Below are 20,105 nucleotides of genomic sequence, written 5' to 3'. Positions count from 1 at the left end.
TCACCATCATGACTACCACTGTTGAAAACAACGCATCTGCCAACTCGGGCAGGACTGCCGTCGACGGGCCCGTCCTCTGGCCGGCGCAGGCGCAGGCCCCGCAGGTCGTGGGACGGCAGCTCGTGATCGAGCGTGGCGAAGGCTCTTATGTTGTCACCCGAGACGGCCAGCGGCTCTTCGACGGGACGGCGGGCCTGTGGCACGCCAACATTGGCCATTCACGACCCGAGCTCGCACAAGCCGCGTACGACCAGATGATGCAGTTGGAGACGTACCACACGTTTGCCCGCTTCACGAATGACAAAGCCGAAGCCTTGTCCGCCAAGCTCGCGGAAGTCTCTCCCATTCCCGACCCCAAGATCATTTTGAACAGCGGCGGTTCGGACGCGATCGACGTTGCCTGCAAACTGGCCCGTAGGCATTGGCAGCGCGAGGGACGGCCGACGAAGCAGGTCATCCTCAGCCGCGAGTTCGCCTATCACGGCCTCCACGCCTACGGCACCAGTATCGCGGGGCTCGAATTCAACCGCGAGGGTTACGGTACCGAGTCCTTGGTGCCGGAAACGGCACGCATCTCATTCAACGACCCTGAGCAGGTCCGCCGGACGGTCGAACAGATCGGGCCGGAGAACATCGCGGCCATCGTGACCGAGCCCGTTCAGGGTACGGGCGGGGTCAACCCTCCCACGGAAGGCTACCTGGAGGCTATTCAGGAGCTGTGCCGGGACAATGACATCCTTCTGATTCTGGACGAGGTTATTACCGGTTTCGGTCGAGTCGGCACGATGTTCGCTTCCGAACGTTACGGGCTGCAACCGGACTTGGTGACCTTTGCCAAGGGTGTCACCTCGGGATATGCACCGCTCGGCGGGATATTCGTGAGCCCCCGTATTTGGGAGCCCTTCTACGAGGACTCGCCCGACACGCCAATCTTCCGCCACGGTTCCACGTATGCCGGTCATGCGACAGCAGCGGCCGTCGCAATCAAACACCTCGAGATCCTCCAGGACGAGAACCTGGTCGAACGGGTCAGGGATTTCGAGCCCGTATTCGACGCCGCCCTGGAAGATCTTGCGGCACGCAACGACGACGTCGTGGAAGTCCGCTATGCAGGTTTGCTCGGCGGTGTCACCCTGCGGGAGTCGGTTGCCGTGGACAAGGTCTGCGATCGAATGATCGACAAGGGCTTCATCTCTCGACCGCTTCGAGGCAATACTCTTCAGGTCAGCCCGCCGTTCATCGTGACCGAACAGGAACTGAACGATTTCCTCGCCGCAATGGATGAGGCTATCGGAGAAGAGGCAGCATCGTGAACACATCAACCACCACGGGTACGGCTACCATCACTTCCCCCGGCCAGGGCAGCCTCCAGCGTGCGGACGACGTCGTCCGCGGGCTCGGTCTGCCCGACACCGGAATAGAGGTGAACGACCCCGGAACCGAAAAGACGATCGCCCATGTCCCGGATGCAAACCAAACCGGTATCACGGATACCCTGCGCAGTGCCCACCGAGCCGGTTTGGACTGGGCGCAGACCACACCGCGTGAACGGTCGAATATTCTGCACCGTTGGTGGGAACTGCTGACCGACAATGCGGAGCGGATAGCTTTGCTGATCACCCGGGAGATGGGGAAGACCCTCCCTGAGGCCCGAGGCGAGGTGAAGTACGGCAACGACTTCGTCCGGTGGTATGCGGAGCAGGCTGTGCGTTCCGGAGGGCATTACCAGGACGCACCGGATGGAGGATCCCGCATTATCACGCGTCGAAGCCCGGTCGGCCTCGCCGTTCTGATCACCCCCTGGAACTTCCCGCTCGCGATGGCGACCCGAAAGATCGCACCGGCCCTGGCCGCCGGGTGCCCCGCAGTCATCAAACCCGCCACAGCGACGCCATTGACGGCATATTTTGCGGTTCAGCTGGCGCGTGAAGCGGGTGTCCCGGAAGACCTCGTCCAGGTTGTGACGACTTCCAGTTCGCGGACTTTCAGCGAAACATCGCTCCGGGACCAGCACACCCGAAAGGTGTCTTTCACCGGGTCCACCGAGGTCGGCCGGACCCTCTTGGGTCTGGCTTCGGAAAGGGTCCTGCGAACGTCCATGGAGCTGGGTGGGAACGCTCCGTTGATCGTTTTCGACGACGCCGACATCGAACGTGCCGCCGAGGGCGCCGCGGCGGCCAAACTGCGCAACGGCGGTCAGTCGTGCATCGCGGCGAACCGGTTCTATGTCCAGAACGGTATTGCCGAAGAATTCGTGGCGGCTTTTCGGGAAAAGATGCAGGCCGTCTCGATGGGGCATGGGCTGGCCGACGGCGTCGGCCTCGGTCCCCTCATCAATGGTGATGCGGTGACCGAGATGGGTCGACTGGTCGATGACGCAGTCGAAAATGGGGCCGACCTGTTGTACGGGGGCAAAGCTCCGGAGGGACCCGGTCACTACTTCGAGCCCACGGTCCTGGATCGGGTCCCGCCGACGGTTGAGGTCGCCACCACGGAAATCTTCGGACCCATCGCGGCAATCCAGCGTTTTGACACCGAGGACGACGCGATCGTGAGGGCCAACGACACCGAATTCGGGCTGTCCGGGTACGTCTTCACGGAGAACCTCGACCGAGCGTTCAGGGTCTCGGACCGTCTGGAAACCGGTTTGGTCGGCATCAATCAGGGGGTCCCTTCCAACGCGGCCGCGCCATTCGGCGGCGTCAAGCAATCCGGTCTCGGCCGTGAGGGCGGGGCCGCCGGACTCGAGGAATACCAAAACATCCGCTTCTACAACATCGCGTCCCGCTAGGACGCGCTCAGAACTTTCAGGAGGAAAAACAATGCGCATTTCGGTCGTCAAGGAGATCAAGCCGCAGGAAGAACGGGTCGGCCTGACCCCGGCCAACGTGGCCGAACTGGTCCGGAACGGCCATACGGTCTACGTGGAGGCGAATGCTGGGGTCTCCGCAGGATTCCAGGACCCGGCCTATGAAGAGGTCGGTGCCCAGCTGGTGGATCAGGAGGAGGCCTGGGAGCAGGCGGAACTGCTGATCAAGGTCAAAGAGCCCATCGAGTCCGAGTACCGCTTCCTGCGTGCGGACCTTACCCTCTTCACCTATCTGCACTTGGCCGCGGACCGCGCCTTGACCGAGGCTCTTCTCGACGCCGGTACCCTCGCTATCGCGTACGAGACGGTCCAGGACGAGACGGGGTTGCCTCTGCTGACTCCCATGAGCGAGATTGCGGGACGCCTGGCGGTCCATGCCGCGGCCAAACACCTCACCCGCGACGGCAACGGCCCCGGGAAGCTACTCGGCGGCGCCCCAGGTGTGGCCCCGGGTAGGGTCGTCATTATTGGTGGAGGCGCGGTCGGTGCCAACGCGGCGCTGCTCGCACTCGGCATGCAGGCGGAAGTCACGGTGCTTGATATGTCTTCCCAACGAATTCGGGAACTGGAGAACATCCTGGACAGGCGGGCTCGCGTGCTGATGTCGAATCCGGTGACCGTTGAGGAGGAATTGGCCCATGCCGACGTCGTGATTGGGGCCGTGCTGGTTCCCGGTCGCGCCGCGCCCAAGGTCGTCAGGAGAAACGATCTGAAACTTCTCAAGGAAGATGCGCTCCTCATTGACGTCGCCATCGACCAGGGCGGCGCATTCGAGACCTCGCACCCCACGACGTACCAGGACCCGATCTTCGAAGTGGACGGGATCCGGCATTACTGCGTCGCGAATATGCCGGGAACGGTCCCCGAGACCGCGACCAAGGCGTTGACCAACGCGACGATGCCGTTCATCAAGAAGATCGCCAGTAACGGCGCTGAGTACGCGATCGTTTCCGATGCGGCGATCGCCAAGGGGGTCAATACCGCGAGCGGACGACTGGTCCAGCCCGGCGTTATGGCCGCATTCCCCGACCTGGCGACGGACAATGCGGAGGATTCGAATCTCGTCCAACCCACCGCCTAGGACAGGTGGGTGGTTCACCGAAAGCCCATGGCCCCTTCGACTCCGCAGCGGAGTCGAAGGGGCCATGAACTTTAACCCATTTCGGCCGACCTCCGTATGGCCGAAGGCGTGCCGTTCTTGCTTCAGGGCATCAAAGGAGCAGGTACGCAATCGGCGTTGTGATGAGCAGGGAAAGCACCACACGTTCGAACCAGATCACAATCAATGCCCAGAATTTCAGGGGGATCTCCGTGGCCAGGATGGAGGGGACCATCGCGGACAGGAAGATAATGCCGGAAACGGAGACCACGGCGATCACAAATCGCAGGATCAAGCTCTGGTCGGGGCTGATCTCTGCGGAAGGCAGAAACATCTCCACCAGACCCAGACCTACTGCTTTGCCTGCCATCAATGGTTCGGGCAACCGCACTAGCCAGGTCACGGGGTAGAAGATCCAGGCGAGCCAGTCGAAAATCGGGGTGTGCTTTGCCAGAAGCAGCCCGATCAGCCCCACCGACATGATCGAAGGCAGGATGGATGAGGCCATCATGACTCCGTCTTTGAAGTTGGCCCAAATTACCCGGAACACGCCCGGAGTCGAGCGCAGGGTCCCCAGGGCTTGACTCCATGCGACCCCGAAACGGTTGTGGGTGACCGTCTCTTCCGGCGTAGGAGTGGAGCCGGGGTAATACTTGTCCGGAACGCGAGAAAGCGGCGGGATGCGGACGGTAATCGCCGTGACCAAGAACGTCACCACGAGAGAGACGAAGAAGTACATGAGCCAGTAGTCCATGAGGTCCAGGGCGTTGGCCACGACCACCATAAAGGTCACGGACACCGTTGAGAAGCCCACGGCCACGATCGCCGCTTCTCGTGTTGTGTACCCACCGGCTTTGTATACGCGGTTGGTGATGAGCAGGCCCAGCGAGTAGGAGCCCACGAAGCTCGCAACGGCGTCGACCGCGGAGCGGCCCGGTGTGCGCCAGATCGGACGCATGATGGGGCGGACGAATACGCCTACGAATTCCATCAGGCCGAACCCGATCAGGAATCCCAGAAAGATCGCACCGATCGGAACGATCAGCCCCACCGACTGCACCAGAGTCTTCCAGAGGAACGGGCCGATATCAGGATCTGCCAGCCATGCCGGTGGCTCGGAAACCATCAGGATTGCCGCTAACAGCCCTACCACGTTAAGGATCGAGAACACGATCTTCGTGGGCGTCTGGTTCCAGGACCCCGTTACGAACGGCCGAGCGGACCCGACAAGGATCAAGGCGAGCATCAGCCACGGGACGACGGGCCCGGCGTATTCACGGACCAGAGTGACCAGATGATCCAGCGGTATCGAGGACTTGCCGTTCATCGTGATGGGTACGAAGAACACCACGATCCCGATCAACGAGAACACGATCAGTTTGGCGGTATCTTTCCAGGCCCCCGGTGTGCCGACCGGGACCATGGCGGCGGTTTGCGTCTCCGCCCTTGATTTTTCGGTCATGTGCGACCCCTCATAGCTACGAAGTGGTTGTATATACAACGTAACACGGGTCACGTTTGCGGTGGGTGCTTTTACGGCTTTCGTCAGGTCGTCACGGCGAGTTCTTCGGGTGTTTTCCGGTTCCTTTCCGTGGCCCAGACTTGAGGGTCGAGGTGGCAGTTTTGTGCGTGATTCACGGTCGAATCTGCACAGAAGTGCCACCTCGGGCAGGGTGGGGCCGCGGGGGCGCAGATGTGTTACCTCGGGGGCCTCGTGCGGGCCTTCGCGGACCTATTTGTGCGCCTCCACGAGTTGGACGAGGCGGTCCACGTAGTCCCGGAGGAACTCGACCGTTCGCTCGGAAGCGATCTTCCCTTCGTCGTTGAAGAGTGTCGGTGACTGCCCGAGGAAGACTTCGGGTTGGCCGGGGGTTGGCATGTCGAAGTAGGACAGGGCCAGGCGGAGGTTCTTTTGGGAGCTGTAGCCGCCCATGCGACCGACGGAGTGGCTGATAATCCCGGCGGGTAGGGCCTTCCAGGCGACGTCGCTGTTGGGTTTGGAGCCGATATCGATGGCGTTCTTCAGGCAGGCGGGGATGGTGCGATTGTTCTCCGCGGTGACGAACAAGACGCCATCGGAAGCTTTGATGGTTTCGCGGAAGCGTGTGTACTCAGCTGGGGTGGGCTTCTCGGGGACCTCGGGGTCGTCATAGTCGAAGTCGTAGAGGGGTAGGTCGCGGATCTCGACGATCTGCGTGTTGTAGCCTGCGGGGAAGTGCGTCAAGGTCTCGTGGGCAATCTTGCGTGCGAACGAGCCGCGGCGCAGGCTGCCGACGAGGACGGAGATGTTCTTGGTCACGGGGTGCCTTTCGCTCGTCAGAAGTTGGTTGAATACACGGCTTCACAAGTCTCGGCTGGAGCAGTGGGTGTCTTCGCCTTAGTCAATGGCGTTGGAGAGGGGCCGGAGACAAAGCCAGGGTTCCTGTCAGCTCTGGGGCAGGGCGTTGGTGATCTCGGGGTTGGCTTCGGTCTGCTCCAGGACACGATGGACCTCCTTGCTCTCGGCTACGACCTGCCCTATCAGCAGCCACCAGATCATGTGCCCGTCGGCGTTAGGCGTGGGGCATCTCGTGGTAAAAGGCAGGCGAATCTTAAATATACGCTATGCCAGTGTTGATAAATACGCCTTAGCGAACATTGCCGTGTGGGGGCCAGAGGGAAAGCTTGGCGGGGTGCGATGAAGGCGCGTGGAGTCACGAGTTTTCGGCATCACGGTGATTGGTCGCGGTCCGCTCAGCCCTCGGCCGATGCGACCCAGTACTCGCAGAAGCGGCCATCACGAATTCGAAGAATGTCGTTACCGAAAAAGCGTGAAGGCGAGCAGTCCGTCGTGGTTCCGGTCCCGATCCAGCGGGCGGCCACCATATCCGCATCGGCTAGGGGAGCGACCTCGATCTTGAAGCTGAGTTCGGAGAACATGGCCTTGGTCTCCGCGATGAGTTGGGCCAACCCCTCAGGCCCGTGCACGTCCCTCCCAGGCCAATGGCCAACGAATTCATCGGTCACGAGTTGTTTGGCGGCCTCGCTCAGCTGCTCTGCGGAATCGGGCCCGTTCCAGAGGCGGTCGATCCACTCGCGATAGATTTCTTTGGTGTCGGTGTTCATCATGCCCTCCTTCGCGTTCCTCCATACTCACACCACGTCAAAGGGCGGGTCCAGGCCCCAGGAAAGACAATCCGGTCGGCGGAAAAAGTCGGAGGCGCCCTATCGCAAGGGCTTGACCTCTTCCGGGCGCCCACTGCGGAGCGAACGCTGAGCGGCGTCGAGAAGTTCTATGCCGGGCACACCGGAAGACGGCGGGCTGTCGTTGAGACCTTCCCCGGCAACCAGGGCCACGAAATCTTGCATCTCCATGACGAATGCGGACGAGAACCTGTCCTGATAACCCTCGAATGTGTGCTCCGGAGGATGAATCTCCCCGTCGGTGTCGATCCGCGTCATCGCCACCCTGTCGGCCTCGCCGACGGAGTAGGAATTCTCGGTTCCGTGAACGACTGCCCTGACGTCCTGTCCGACTGCATGCCCGCGCATCACGGAAATCGTCGCCGTGAGGCCCGATGAGAACGAAAGCTGGGCGGTCGCCGTGTCGAATTGATCGTGATCACGGTACGACTCGTGAGCGGCCGCGAAGCCTGTCGCGTACACGGTGGTCGCCTGTTCGCCCACGAGCCATGGCACGATGTCGAATCCGTGGGCCATCATGTCCGCGAAGATTCCCCCTGAGCCCGCGAGGCCTTCGGGGTCGGCTGCGTACTTGTCATGATCGACGCTGAAGACCGCACGTAGTTTTCCGGCCTGCCCGGCGTCCAACAGACCCTTGAGGGTTCTGTACTCCTTGCTGTGCCGGCGGTGGAAACCCACCATGACTTTGTCATCCGCCCCGGCCGCCGTGATCCCTTCCAGCAGGTCGGCGTATTCCTGCGCCGAAGTCGCCAGCGGTTTCTCGACGAAGACGGGCAGGCCCATCCGCACGGAATGTGCCACCAATTGCGGATGAGTCGAGCCGGGCGTGGTGATGACGACGCCGTCCGCAGCGTTGAGGGCCGAGTCCGCATCGGTGGTCGTGGTCAGACGTACTCCCGCACCTGCGGCCCCGGCGCGCTCCGTCACCTTCTCCGCGTGCTCGGAAACGCGAGCAGCATCTCGTCCCACCAGCTCGACTTCGGTAACACCTTCCGTGGTCATTAGATTGGCCGCGTGCATCTGGCCGATCGTCCCGGCCCCCATCACTGCGATTCTCATATCAGTGGACCTTCACTTCCGCGCCGGATTTGTCTGCTGACTCCGCGATGGCCTGGATGACCTGCAACGTGTGGAGCCCCTCGGCGAAGGAGCCGCACGGCGCCAGCTGGCTCGACGTCCCGGAGACCTGCTCGAGGAACGCACGGGCCTGGATCGCGAAGTTGTCGTTGTAATTCCAGCCAACTCCGGGAGCGTCCATTGCGCAAGAGTTCGCGTACAACGGTGTGTCAGAGTTCAGGATCACGCGGCGCTGCCCACGGGTATCGGGACTGGCCTGGGCGTCGTCATACATGAACTCGGCCGGCTTGGTGATATCGAAGGAAGCCTGAGCTTGCGGGCCGACCACGTGGTAGGTCTGCAAATTCGGCGTTCCGAAGGCGACGCGGGAGATGGTGTACGTGCCTATCGCGCCGTTGGCGAAGGTGCAGGTGAAGGTCAGGAAGTCTTCGTTTTCGACCGGTTCGACCTCGTCCGAGACCTCTACGTGGCCGTGGCCGACCACTGCACCCAGCGGAAGGTGCCTCTGTTTGTAGATCGTGTCCATGAAGGCGCCACGGACGGACGTCACGGGACCGTTGATGTACTCGCCCGTGTCGATCACGTGCGATCCGAGATCGCCCAAGGCGCCCGATCCGGGGCCGCCCTTGTAGCGCCATGACATGGGAGCCTTTTCGTCACACGAGTAGTCGCACAGGTAGGTGGAGATGAAGTTGGTGACCGGGCCGAATTCGCCCGAGTCGACTTTCTGCTTGACGGCGTTCAGTGCGGGCATTCGGCGGACCGTGTATCCGACCGAGGTGACGAGCGGGCGGCCGAGCCGGTCGGTCTTCTGTCCGTATTCTTTCTCCAGCTCGACCATTGCTTCGGCATCTTCGAGTGTTCCGGCAAGAGGTTTCTCGCAGAGCACGTGCTTACCGGCCTCCAGCAGCCCTTTCGCGATGCGAAGGTGTAATGCGTTGCCGACGACGATGCTCACGGCATCGATCTCCGGGTCTTCGGCGACCTCGGTCCAGTCCGAATAGGTCTTGTCGAATCCATAGCGGCGCGCGGTGTCTTGGCCCAGCTCGACGTTCATGTCCGCTACGGCCGCAAGGTGGATGTCAGGGAACTGGGGGTCGAAGACGGAGCCCGCCTGCCGATATCCGTAGGCGTGCGCGCGACCAGCCATTCCTGCACCGATGACCGCGACTGAGAGCTTCTGACCATTCATGGATTCCCCTTAAGCCTAATGACAGTTTGTCAGGACAAGTATTCTGAGTTGTGGGTCACAGGTCAAGGGGTCGGGTGCAGAGGTTTCAGGACCATCTTGGTTGAATCGATCTCTCTGACTGATGCCGACTCGTTCTTCAATGTTCTGCGCGACATGGGCGGGAAGTTCGTAACACGGGTGCTCTCTCCGGCAGGGTCGACCCTCGGGATCGTTGAGGGGGGGGGCATGGCGAGAGCTCCCGCTTTCAACGGGATGCCAAAACGGCGGCGTCGTCTCCGACCTCCTTCCTCGATCGTGGGGGAGTTTTTGGATTCGCGCGGGGTCTTCCGTCGGATGCCCCTTTGAGGGTGAAGTAAAACACATTGTGTGACTTCGCTTCGTACCTGTGAAGTTTGTGGAAACCATCTCTGTTTTACATAGTCAGAGCACGATTTTGCCTCTCTTTGAGGCTCCTGGAGCCAAAGCGCGGTACCGTCTGCATCGTCACTACGCCCCTTCGTGCGGCCCTCGCCGTATGTAAGATTGTCCAGGATTTGCTTTCCCGTCGTTTTGCCGCAGGCGGGAACTCTGTTGTCACTCTTTGATTGTGACGCTAAGACTTTTTGAGGTGGGGGCCTTGAATTTTATTGTCGGGCATAACCGGGACCGTGATTCCTACCAGGTTCCGGCCGCGCTTGCCGAAGTGTCCGCGCTGGACACTTTCGTCACCGATTACTACGAGGGCCGCGGTTTCTCCGTCCCCACGCTGAGCCATCGCCGCACCCCGCTCATCGATCCGTCACAGGTTCGTCAGTCCTTCGGGGCCTTCGCGGCCCAGCTGCCGTACGAGGTCAAGCGGCGGATCAAGAGGTCGGTGGACTTCCCGACGGCCCTGGTCGAGTCCCGCCTGGGTGCGACGATTGCCCGGGTGGCCGCGCAGAAGCCCGAGGCGGATCTTTTGCTGTACTCCGGCTCGGCCCTCCAAGCTTTCCAAGGTCCGTCCACCGGGCGCCGGATTCTGTTCCAGTATCAGGTTTCCCCTCAGTTCATCGTCGACACTCTCTCCACGGTCGATGATCTTCACAGCGTGCGCCCCTGGTTGCGCGAGGCTGAGGAGCTGGACCCGGGGATGCAGGAGCAACACGTCGCAGAAGTGAGTCTGGCGGACAGCGCCATCTGCGCGTCGTCGTTCACCAAGAGAGGGTTGATCGCCCAGGGGATGGACCCGGAAAGCATTACGGTTGCCCCCTACGGCGGTCCCCGGCCGGAGCGTATCGTCGAGGATGCCGCGGCGGGCCCCACCTGTTCCATGCTCTTCGTGGGTCAGGGCATCGCTCGCAAGGGGCTCCATATTCTGGTCGAGGCGTGGCGCAGGGCAGCCCTGAAGAATGCGACTCTGACTCTGGTCACATCGCGCCATGATCCGGAGATCGAGGACTTTGCGCAGGGCGTTTCCAACATCGAGTTCGTCGGCCGCCATTCCAAACCGGAAGTGCTCGCCCGGATGCGTACGGCTGACACTTTGCTACTCCCGTCGATTGCCGAAGGATTCGGCCTGGTGCTGAGCGAGGCGCTTTCCCAAGGGTGTCGCTTGCTCGCCAGCTTCAATACCGGAATCGTGGATATGGAACTTCCGGAGAATCTCGGGGTTGTAGTCGAGCCTGGATCCATCGAATCCCTGGTCGACGGGCTTCAACGGATAGCCGACACCTATGACCCTCGGAGATCCTATCGGGACCTCGCCTTCGACCATTCGGAAAGGCTCTCGTGGGCCGGTTTCCGGGGGAAAGTTCGTCAGGGCGCTGGACTGCCTACGGAGAACGGCGAAACTGCGCCGCTCAAGAAGGGAGAGTAGCCATGCGTGTGGTCATCATGGTTCATCGATTCCACCCGGACTTCGGCGGAGTCGAGGTGACGGCAGAGCTTCTGGCCAAGGGATTCGTCGAGCGTCACCAAGCCGAGGTCGTCGTCGTCACGCACACGCACGAGACCGAGCCTCACAAGGACTTTCCGTTCACGGTCCTGCGTGAGCCGAGCCCATTGCAGCTGTGGAAGGCTGTCGCCGGAGCGGACGTCGTGTTCCACAACAACCCGTGCATGCAGTTCTACTGGCCCCAGCTGTTCCTCCGAAAGCCGTGGCTCGTGGTGCTCCGTACCTGGATCACGCTTCCGGGTGAGAAGTTCGGGCCGCTGAACACGATCAAGTATTGGTTCAAATATCGGCTCGTAGAACGGGCCGACACCCTGGTCTCGAACTCCCAGGCGCTGGCCGGCCACGTCCGCGGCGACGTCGAGGTCATCTACAACAGCTTTCGGGAAGACATCTTCCGCATCACCAATACGGAGCCCAGGGATCCGTCCTCTCTCGTCTACCTGGGAAGGCTGAGCGCGGACAAGGGAGTCGATCTCTTGCTCCAAGCCATGAAGAATCTCAAGGACAAGGGCCTTTCCCCCAAGCTCAATGTCATTGGCGACGGCGACTACAGAGCAGAGATCGAGACTCTGGTCAGCGAGCTCGGACTTCACGAGGACGTTACTCTCCTTGGCGCCATGAAGGGTACGGAAATCTGCGAAGAACTCAACCGCCACGAGATCGCCGTTGTGCCTTCGAGGTTTCCCGAGCCTTTCGGAACGGTCGCGCTCGAGAACGCAGCATCCGGATGCGTCACTCTCGTGGCCGACCACGGCGGTCTGCCCGAAGCCATTGGGGACGCGGGGGCACGATTCCGCCCCAACGATGTCGACTCCCTGACGGATGAGCTCGAGCGGCTGATGACCGACAATGAATACCGCGCATCGATCAGGGCTCGCGTTCCGGCGCACGTACAGAAGTACAGTGTTGCCGCTTTCGTGGACAATTTCTATGACGCTGTGGAGCGTACGGCTCGGAAGGCGCGCCGTGGCAGGTAAGGCTAAGCCACGCAGAATCCTTCTCCTCGCCGTCCGGGATGTCACCGGGGTTCGGACGGGACGCATCGCGGTTCTCGAATCCGCCGTCCGCGGTCTGCAACGGCATGGGCACCACGTCGACGTACTTGCGATCACTCACGAGGACGGGCCCACTGCATGGCTGGGATGCGAGGTCCGCAGGATTCATCCCCCGCGCCTCGGCGCACTCGCCGCGCTCGTGCCTTGCGCTCTTCTCAGAGGTCGGTCTCTCAACGAGGCGTTGTTCAGCGGCCGGGCACTGATTCACAAGGTTCGGGAGATCGCCCGAGAACTAAACAGCGACGTCGTCGTCGGGGACGGTCTGCGGACGTGGGATCTGGCACGAACCGTGGGACTGCCCGTGGTCATGCACCTGGACGATCTCCTCTCCGAGCGATATTCCTCCAAAACCTTCCGCGACAACAACGATTCGGTTCTGGGGTACTTCGGGGACCGGATTCCTCGCCTTGCGCGCCCCGGGGCGGAGGCCGTGGCCAAGTGCCTGCTCGGTGTCGAAGCAAAACTGGCTCGCAGGCGTGAGGACTCGATTGCTCGTGAAGCCCGCGTTGTGGCACTGACCAGCTATGACGAAGCGCGGCGTCTGTCGCTCCGAACGGGACGGGAAGTGCTGGGGATCCCCATGGCGGTGGAGCAAGGGCGAATCTGCTCGGCTGATCAGGCTGCTGCCGGAACCCTGACGTTCCTGGGAGTCCTGCATTACGGACCCAATATTGCGGCATTGCGCTACATCAGGGACGAGCTGGTGCCTGAGCTGGAGAGGCGCGGCCGGCGTGTGCGAATCCGTGTCATCGGCAAGGCGAGTCCGGAACAGATCCAGGAGTTCGCGGGAGCACCCTTCGAGTTTTTGGGGTATGTGGAGAATCTGCCGACCGAGATGTCGGCGAGCCGCATGCTCATCTCACCGATCCGGGCAGGGACAGGGGTCAAGACCAAGGTCCTCGATGCTCTGAGCATCGGCCTACCCGTCGTGGCGACCCCGATGGGCGTGGCGGGCATCCCAGTGCGGAACGGCGTGAGTGCATTGGTCGCGGATACGGCGAGCGGCCTCGCTGACGCGGTCGAGGACCTCATGGATCATCCTGAACGAGCACGCGACATCGGACGGGCCGGGTACGACCTGCTCGGAACGAGCATGTCGCCCGAACACATTTACAACGCTTGGGGAACGGTCGTCGAACAGGCCGTTGGTGAGGAGAGCCATGCGCACTGACCTTTTGGAGCACGGGCCGATGGGCGAGTTCGAGACTACATCGCTCGGCGTGGGAACCGCGCGGCTCGGCGCATTCTGGCAGAAGCGCGGAATCGCGGAGGGCACGGCTGCCTTGAGCCAGGCACTCGACCTGGGCCTCGGCCTGGTGGACACGGCGGACGTCTACGCACGAGGGATCAGCGAGAGGATCGTCGGACGCGTGGTGAGGACCCGGCCGCGCACGGTGGTCATGACCAAGGTCGGTCTCCTCAAGACACCTATCGGTCTGGCCTCCGCGGCCTTCGGCGGAGAGCGCCGTCCGGGTCTCAGCGGCTTGCGGGCTGCCGGACGGGCGGATACTTGTTTCTCCCCGAAATACCTTCGGGAGGCGGCTCATCGGTGTCTGAAACGACAGGCCCGGGACGAACTGGACGTCCTGCTCCTGCACGAACCTCGTGCCGCGGATCTGCGGCGTGAGGAGGTCGTCCGCGAGCTGAACCGTATGAAACAGTCCGGGATGATCCGGGCATGGGGAGCGTCCGTCCGGGACGCCGATGCCGCGACGGCGCTTTTGGATGCGCCGGGTGCCACCTGGCTCCAGATTCCGGTCAATCTCGGTGACACCTCGACTTTGGATACCGTGCGGTCCCATCCGGAACGGGAACGCGTCACGACCGTCGGGATCGCGGTACTCGGCGACGGAGCGCTCATGCGGCGAGCCGCAGCGTCGGGCCTGGACGGCTCGCGAATCGTCGCCGCGCTGGTCGAAGGGGTTTACCGGATGGACGGCGTGGACGCGGTCCTGCTGGGAATGAGCAACCCGAGGCACGTCAGGGACAACGTGGGCGCCATCATGCGGGGAGCGCTGGAGGAAGACATCAGACGCCTGGAGGAGACACTGTGAAGACACCACTGTCGAAGAATCAGCTGACGGACGCTCGGGACCTGCCTGCCGGAGCCCGTATGTCCGCTACGGTTCTGGTGGTCGGCACCGGCCCCGCCGGAGCCACCGTTGCCCGGGAACTGGCGCCGACAGGCGTCGACATCCTGGTGCTGGAAGGCGGCGACGTGCGCGGATCCACCGAAGCGGACGACACCCTCAAGGGTGAGGCCGCATCCCAGGTCGTCGAGCCTCTGGAGAAGGCGCGAACCAAGAGGCTCGGCGGAGCCTCGATGCAGTGGGGCGGCCGAACCTACCCATTCGACCAGCTGGACTTCGAACAGCGTCGCCATGATGACTTCTCGACCGAGGCATGGCCGGTCACCCGGGATCAGATGCTTCCGTACTATCGCCGCGCGGCCCAGGCTCTCGATCTGCGATCCTTCGAGTGGACCGGGGCGCAGGCCATCCCTGGGGACCCCGGGGATCTGATCGGCCCATCGAAGACCATCAATTCGAAGGCCGTGTGGCGATGGTCGCCGCCCATTCGCTTCGCCGGAGCCCTCAGCAAGGATCTTGCCACGTACCCGAACATTCGTGTCATGCACCACGCGAACGTGACCCACGTGGTGCAGAATCCTGAAACCGGTGTCATTGATCGCGTTGAGGGCCAGACGCAACCGGGTCGACATTTCACCGCGAGGGGCACGCACGTGGTCATCGCCGCCGGTGGCCTGGAGACCACCCGCATTCTCCTGAACTCCGGGGTCCGGGACGATCACGACCAGATCGGCCGTCATTACATGATCCACCCGATTGCCGAAGTCGGGGAGCTCCGGGTCAAGGACCCCAAAGCCGTCGGACACTCGGTGACCCCGACCAAGAGCCACGATGGTGTGTGGGTCCGCCGCCTGTTGCAGCTCGAGGAGAAGGTTCGGCGCGAACAGGGTCTTCTCAACATGGGTTTTGCCGTGTGGTACCAGGATCCCCGGACTCCCGACCACGGCGATCCGCTCCTGTCTTCGTTTGCGCTGGTGCGCAAGCTGCTCACGATGACCGGTGGGTTCAAGGGCACGGGTATGCACCGCAGGTACGCCAGACTCGAGGATCCTCGCGGGCACGTGCTCAATGTCCTCAGAGGGCTTCCCGCGATCGGTGCCTTCGGTGCGCGGTGGGTTCGGGACAGGATTCTCGATCCACGCACCCTGCCCATGTTCTCGCGCTACTCGAAACAGGGCGTTTACCGTATCCGGTTCGACGCCGAACAGTCGCCCGATCCGGAACAGCGTGTGGTTCTTTCCAGGACGGAAAAGGACGCCTTTGGTGTTCCGCGCCTCGACGTCCGCCACCGGGTTTCCGACGCCGACCGCCAAAACTACCATCGGTCACTGGAGATCCTGGCCGAAGGGATCAAGGAATCCGGTTGGGGAACGTATACCCCGCCGACTCTCGACGACATGCTCGGGATGACTCTCGTGGACGCGACCCATCAGATGGGTCTGGTGCGCATGGGCTCCGATCCCACGCGTTCGGTCGTGGACCCGAATCTGCGCGTGTGGTCGTCCCCGAACCTCTATCTGGCGACCACCGGCACTTTCCCGACCGCCGGCATGGCGGGTCCGACGCTTACGGACGTGGCCCTGTCCATACGCTTGGCCGACCACCTGGCCCTAAAACTGCAACAGGAGGACGACCGATGAAGGACCTGACGGGTTTTCAGGGGTACGGCTACGACAAAGGGCGGCCAAAAGCGATTCAGGCACTGTGGCTGTCCGTGCAGGGCGCGTTCCTCCAGCGTTGGTGGTGCCCTCCGAAGATCCGCACCGCCGTACTGCGTGCCTTTGGAGCAAGAATCGAGGAGAACGTTCTCATTCGTCATGGGGTGACCATTCATTGGCCGTGGAAACTGCATATCAAGAAGAATTCCTGGGTCGGCGTCGGAACGTGGATTCTGAATCTCGAACCGGTCACGATTGGCGAAAACACGTGTCTCAGCCAAGATACCTTTTTGTGTACTGGATCACACCAATTCGATCACCCGAATTTCGAGTTCGACAACGGGGCCATCACCATCGGGGACCGGTGCTGGATTGCCGCTCGGGCGACCGTGCTGCGAGGTGTAGACATCGGCGACGACTCCCTGGTCGGAGCGCAAGCGCTGGTCGCGAAGTCGGTTCCGGCGGGGTCGAAGGTGCTCGCTCCTCTGGCCAGGGTTCTGCCCGGAAGAGACGCGGACGTCGAGTCGAATTCATCCCCGGACAGGGCGCAAAGAGAGTCGTCCGAGTGAAAATACCGGCCTGACTAGGCGCTTTGTTGACAAAGTCGGGTTGGTATAAAATTTTCGGCGACTATTTCGTCGGTCCGACATGGGGGAATGTTCGAGACGGCGAATATCTGTTTCTTGGGGGAACGGTTTGAGAATTCTGCATGTGGTCACGATGGTGGACCCTCATGGGTCCTTGGGTGGTCCTCTGCGAGTGTCCTGCAATCAGCTCGCCGAGCTGAAGAAGCAGGGACACGATGTTCTGCTCGTTGCCGCCGCGGAAGGGTACGCGGACGAGATGCCCTCGGAATACTGCGGTGTCCCTGTGGAGCTGTTCCCGGCCCGGCGTCTGATGCGGGAGAGCTTCGCAGGTGTCACCTCTCCGCAGTTGCTCCTGTGGCTCGCGAAGCACGGCCGCATCTTCGACGTCGCCCACATCCATATGGCACGTGACCTCGTGACGCTGCCCGCGGCGAGACTCCTCCAGATCCTCCGCGTGCCGACCGTGCTCCAGACCCACGGGATGATCGACCCGAGTTCCCAGCCGCTGGCCAAGCCCGTGGATGCTCTGGGGACACGACCTGCATTTCGCGCGGCCAAGAAGGTGCTTGCACTGACCAAGGCCGAGGCAGCAGATTTGTGCGCGGTTGATCCGCGGCTTGCGTCCCATTGCGTGACCGTAGTTCGCAACGGCGTTCCTATGGCCGATGTTGCCGCTCGTCCTGAGAAGCCTTCTCCCGATGTCCTCTTTCTGGCGCGACTCCAGGAGCGCAAGCGTCCTCTGGCCTTCGTTGAGGCAGCCCAGCGCCTGGCCCCGCGCCATCCCGAGGCGACTTTCACCCTCGTTGGACCAGACGAAGGTGAGGCCGAGGAGGTGCGACGCCGTCTCAAGGTCGACGACGCGGCGGGGCGCATTCGCTGGAATGGTGCACTTCCCGCTGACCAAACCCTCGGTCGCATGGCGAAATCTTCGGTCTACGTTCTTCCTTCCCGCGATGAGCCCTTTGGCATGACGGTTCTGGAAGCCATGAGCACTGGTCTGCCCGTCGTCGTTATGGAGGACTGCGGGCTTGCCCCGGAGGTCAAAGCCTCGGGCGGAGGACTGGTTGCCGGATACGGTCCCATTGAGCTCGCCGAGATGATCGGCCGATTGCTGGAAAGCCCCGAGAGCCGGCTGACCATGGGGAGCGCGGGAAGAACATTCGTGGCCGATCACGCGACCATGGAGCGCATCGCCCAACAGCTGCTGGACCTGTACAGGGATGTGGCTTCCTGAATGATGCCGACGCTGCTCCTTATGGGAGCCTCCCTCATTTTCGCGTTGCTGTTCGCCTCCAGGCCCCTGATTCTCCTCTCGGCCCCGATCCTGGTACGCCTGTTCCTCCCGGCGTACCAGGCCAGCGAATGGTTCAACGGGCTGCACCCCGCCGGATACATGGTCATGGCATCGGCACTCATCCAGACCATTTTCTACTGGCCCCGGGTGAAGAAGGTTCTGAGGTCGTCGTACCTCGAGATTGCCGTCTTCCTCCTGTTCTGCGCCCTGATCATGGCCAACGTGCTGTCGATCTTCAACTCGTTCACGGGCAGCCTGATCAACATCGCGGTCGTCTATCTTCCGCCCTTCGTGCTGTACCTGATGTTCAAGATGGTCATCTTCAGATCGGGATTTCAGGGGTTGCGCAAGGTCGCCTGGGCCATGCACCTGGCGATGCTGGTGCAGATGTACCTGGCTATTCAGCAGAACATCACCGGACACATTATCGTCTTCGAGGAGACCGCCAAGTCGGCTCTGTGGCAACTGCAAGGAATTGACGAGATCGGGCGCAGCCAGGGATTCGTGGAGACGGGACTGGACTTCACCGCGCTCTGCGCCTTCATGGTTGCCCTGACCTACTTCATTCGGATTCCCATCCTTCGATGGGCGTTCATCGGTCTGTATCTGTACGGCGCCCTGCTCGGCAACGGTCGGGCGTCCATGCTCGCCGCCGTGATTACGGCCGTGGCGGTGATCCTTGCAGGGAAGGACCGGATCCTGACGAAGCTCGTGGGCCTCATCCTTATGGTCGGAACCTTTGTCTGGATGTTGGGAACCGAGGTCGGCCAGGCGTTGACCACGAAGATCGAGGATGACGGTGGGTCCTCCGAACTTCGGAAGCAAGCTTACGTGTGGGCCGAAAGCCACTGGCACCTCTTCACGTTCACGGGATACCCGGGCAACCGCGACTTCCGTGGATCGGGGGTCCTGGGTTCCTCCCTTGAGAACGCGTACCTGATCGTGGGTGCCGACTATGGCCTCATCACCGCGGCGGTGCTGCTGGTGCTCCAGATCTTCCTGGCCGTGAGGAATATGCGGATCGCGGCCGGCGTGGTCATGGCGCTCGGCGCGCTGGAGATGATCGCCAATAACCTGACCAACAGCGGATTCACCTCGAACCAGGTGGGCGCCTACCTGACCTGGATCGCGCTGGGTTTCGCGACGATTGGTAAACACTACACCGACTACGGGTACGCAGGCCCTCGCCCGGGCTTCTTTTCCGGGCGTCGAAAAGCCAGATCAGCGCCTGGAGACGCCGTCATGGAGCAGATACCGTCACACCGCGCTTTGGCGGTGGGGAAGCCGGGACATGCTTAGCGTCCCTCATCCGTCCTTTCACAGAATCACGGAGAATTTCGATGTTTAGTCCTTGGCACAAAAAACCTGACGGTCCTTCGACCCCTGAGGTCAACCAGGTCGAACCTGCACCGACCGAACCTGCAGCAGCCGTGCCCACGCCGTCCGCTTCTGGCTCCCCGGAACCGCGGGCGGAGGCGGAAGCCGTTCCATTGGGATTCAGGGTCTACTTCGTGTGCACCGGAAATGTCTGCCGGTCGGCGCTGGCCATGGGATACCTCAACGACGTCACGGGAGACATCCCCGTGCGAGCAGAGTCCGGGGGTACGGGGGCCAACCCGGAGGTCGAGGTGCCCCAGGAGATCCTGGACATCGCCTCATCCCGTGGATTTGACTTGTCCGCTCACCGGCCACGGGCCATCACCGTGGATGGAATCAACGAGGCAGACCTGGTGCTGACTGCGACCACCGAGCAGCGATCCGAGGTTCTGTCCGCGATTCCAAGGGCGCTGAAAAAGACCTTCACGCTTAAGGAATTCGCGCGGTTGGCAGAGCTCGTCGAGTGGGAACCCGTGGATTCCTTCAGCTCCGCGGAGAACCTCGTCCAGAAGTGCTCCGCGTTCGTTGCGGAGGCATCCTCCCGACGCTCCCAGGTCGGTCGGGACGCGGAGGCCGACCTGGACATCGTCGACCCCTATCTCCAGGACGTGGCGGTCTACCGCCAAACCGGGGAAGAGGTCTTCGTGGCCATCGACCAGTTCCTGCGAAAGATGTTCCGCTGAGGCGCTTCGAAGAACGGGAACCACAAAAC

At 62.1% G+C, this 20,105-nt stretch carries 17 protein-coding genes; 12 read left to right on the top strand and 5 right to left on the bottom strand.

The window, feature by feature from the left end; translation table 11 throughout:
- Positions 1-8 precede the first annotated feature (8 nt).
- Genes EWV35_RS07470 through ald form a run of 3 tightly spaced genes read left to right on the top strand, consistent with a single transcriptional unit; the run spans position 9 to position 3,950 of the window.
- A complete protein-coding gene (locus EWV35_RS07470) occupies positions 9-1,313 on the top strand; it encodes an aminotransferase family protein (RefSeq protein WP_129660017.1) in 1,305 nt (434 codons plus the stop codon).
- Complete coding sequence (locus EWV35_RS07465) at positions 1,310-2,791, top strand: NAD-dependent succinate-semialdehyde dehydrogenase (protein ID WP_202976054.1); 1,482 nt, start codon at positions 1,310-1,312, stop codon at positions 2,789-2,791. Before EWV35_RS07470 ends, EWV35_RS07465 begins: the two co-directional genes overlap by 4 nt.
- 31 nt (positions 2,792-2,822) lie before the next feature.
- Positions 2,823-3,950, top strand: a complete 1,128-nt coding sequence (gene ald / locus EWV35_RS07460) for an alanine dehydrogenase (protein WP_129660014.1) — start codon at positions 2,823-2,825, stop codon at positions 3,948-3,950.
- Between the two features lie 130 nt (positions 3,951-4,080).
- On the opposite strand, the gene EWV35_RS07455 is transcribed toward ald, so the two are convergent.
- The 5 genes from EWV35_RS07455 to EWV35_RS07435 form a co-directional block, all read right to left on the bottom strand.
- Positions 4,081-5,430 (bottom strand): YjiH family protein, encoded by a 1,350-nt coding sequence (locus EWV35_RS07455; protein WP_238654271.1) that lies wholly within the window; start codon positions 5,428-5,430, stop codon positions 4,081-4,083.
- Positions 5,431-5,700: 270 nt separating this feature from the next.
- A complete protein-coding gene (locus tag EWV35_RS07450) occupies positions 5,701-6,267 on the bottom strand; it encodes an NADPH-dependent FMN reductase (RefSeq protein WP_129660011.1) in 567 nt (188 codons plus the stop codon).
- A 434-nt stretch (positions 6,268-6,701) separates the two neighbouring features.
- Entirely contained in the window at positions 6,702-7,076 is a 375-nt protein-coding gene (locus tag EWV35_RS07445) for an ester cyclase (RefSeq protein ID WP_197964446.1), read from the bottom strand.
- 96 nt (positions 7,077-7,172) lie between these two features.
- On the bottom strand, positions 7,173-8,210 hold the full coding sequence (locus EWV35_RS07440) for a Gfo/Idh/MocA family protein (protein WP_129660008.1): 1,038 nt from the start codon (positions 8,208-8,210) through the stop codon (positions 7,173-7,175).
- Position 8,211: 1 nt separating this feature from the next.
- Positions 8,212-9,420: a Gfo/Idh/MocA family protein gene (locus EWV35_RS07435; RefSeq protein WP_129660005.1), complete on the bottom strand. Its 1,209-nt coding sequence runs from the start codon at positions 9,418-9,420 to the stop codon at positions 8,212-8,214.
- A 616-nt stretch (positions 9,421-10,036) separates the two neighbouring features.
- On the opposite strand from EWV35_RS07435, the gene EWV35_RS07430 reads away from it, so the two are divergent.
- From EWV35_RS07430 to EWV35_RS07390, 9 genes are all read left to right on the top strand, one after another.
- Positions 10,037-11,254, top strand: a complete 1,218-nt coding sequence (locus tag EWV35_RS07430) for a glycosyltransferase family 4 protein (RefSeq protein WP_238654269.1) — start codon at positions 10,037-10,039, stop codon at positions 11,252-11,254.
- Between the two features lie 2 nt (positions 11,255-11,256).
- A complete protein-coding gene (locus EWV35_RS07425) occupies positions 11,257-12,309 on the top strand; it encodes a glycosyltransferase family 4 protein (RefSeq protein WP_129660002.1) in 1,053 nt (350 codons plus the stop codon).
- Positions 12,299-13,558, top strand: coding sequence for a glycosyltransferase (locus tag EWV35_RS07420; protein WP_165168435.1), 1,260 nt, complete (start codon positions 12,299-12,301; stop codon positions 13,556-13,558). Before EWV35_RS07425 ends, EWV35_RS07420 begins: the two co-directional genes overlap by 11 nt.
- Positions 13,548-14,441, top strand: a complete 894-nt coding sequence (locus EWV35_RS07415; RefSeq protein WP_129659996.1) for an aldo/keto reductase — start codon at positions 13,548-13,550, stop codon at positions 14,439-14,441. Before EWV35_RS07420 ends, EWV35_RS07415 begins: the two co-directional genes overlap by 11 nt.
- Positions 14,438-16,117, top strand: coding sequence for an FAD-dependent oxidoreductase (locus EWV35_RS07410; RefSeq protein ID WP_238654267.1), 1,680 nt, complete (start codon positions 14,438-14,440; stop codon positions 16,115-16,117). The genes EWV35_RS07415 and EWV35_RS07410 overlap by 4 nt, the downstream gene beginning before the upstream one ends.
- Positions 16,114-16,704, top strand: coding sequence for a DapH/DapD/GlmU-related protein (locus EWV35_RS07405; RefSeq protein WP_129659993.1), 591 nt, complete (start codon positions 16,114-16,116; stop codon positions 16,702-16,704). Before EWV35_RS07410 ends, EWV35_RS07405 begins: the two co-directional genes overlap by 4 nt.
- Positions 16,705-16,831: 127 nt before the next feature.
- Complete coding sequence (locus EWV35_RS07400; RefSeq protein ID WP_129659991.1) at positions 16,832-17,956, top strand: glycosyltransferase; 1,125 nt, start codon at positions 16,832-16,834, stop codon at positions 17,954-17,956.
- A gap of 21 nt (positions 17,957-17,977) precedes the next feature.
- The gene (locus tag EWV35_RS07395; RefSeq protein WP_129659988.1) at positions 17,978-19,315 is read left to right on the top strand and encodes a hypothetical protein; all 1,338 of its coding nucleotides are present in this window, start codon (positions 17,978-17,980) and stop codon (positions 19,313-19,315) included.
- Positions 19,316-19,356: 41 nt separating this feature from the next.
- Positions 19,357-20,076: an arsenate reductase/protein-tyrosine-phosphatase family protein gene (locus tag EWV35_RS07390; protein ID WP_129659985.1), complete on the top strand. Its 720-nt coding sequence runs from the start codon at positions 19,357-19,359 to the stop codon at positions 20,074-20,076.
- Positions 20,077-20,105: the final 29 nt, after the last annotated feature.

The organism is Rothia uropygialis (assembly GCF_004137765.1).
Taxonomy (GTDB): Bacteria; Actinomycetota; Actinomycetes; order Actinomycetales; family Micrococcaceae; genus Rothia.
Note: the sequence above shows the minus strand (reverse complement) of the source record. Positions and strands in the feature narration are given on the sequence as shown.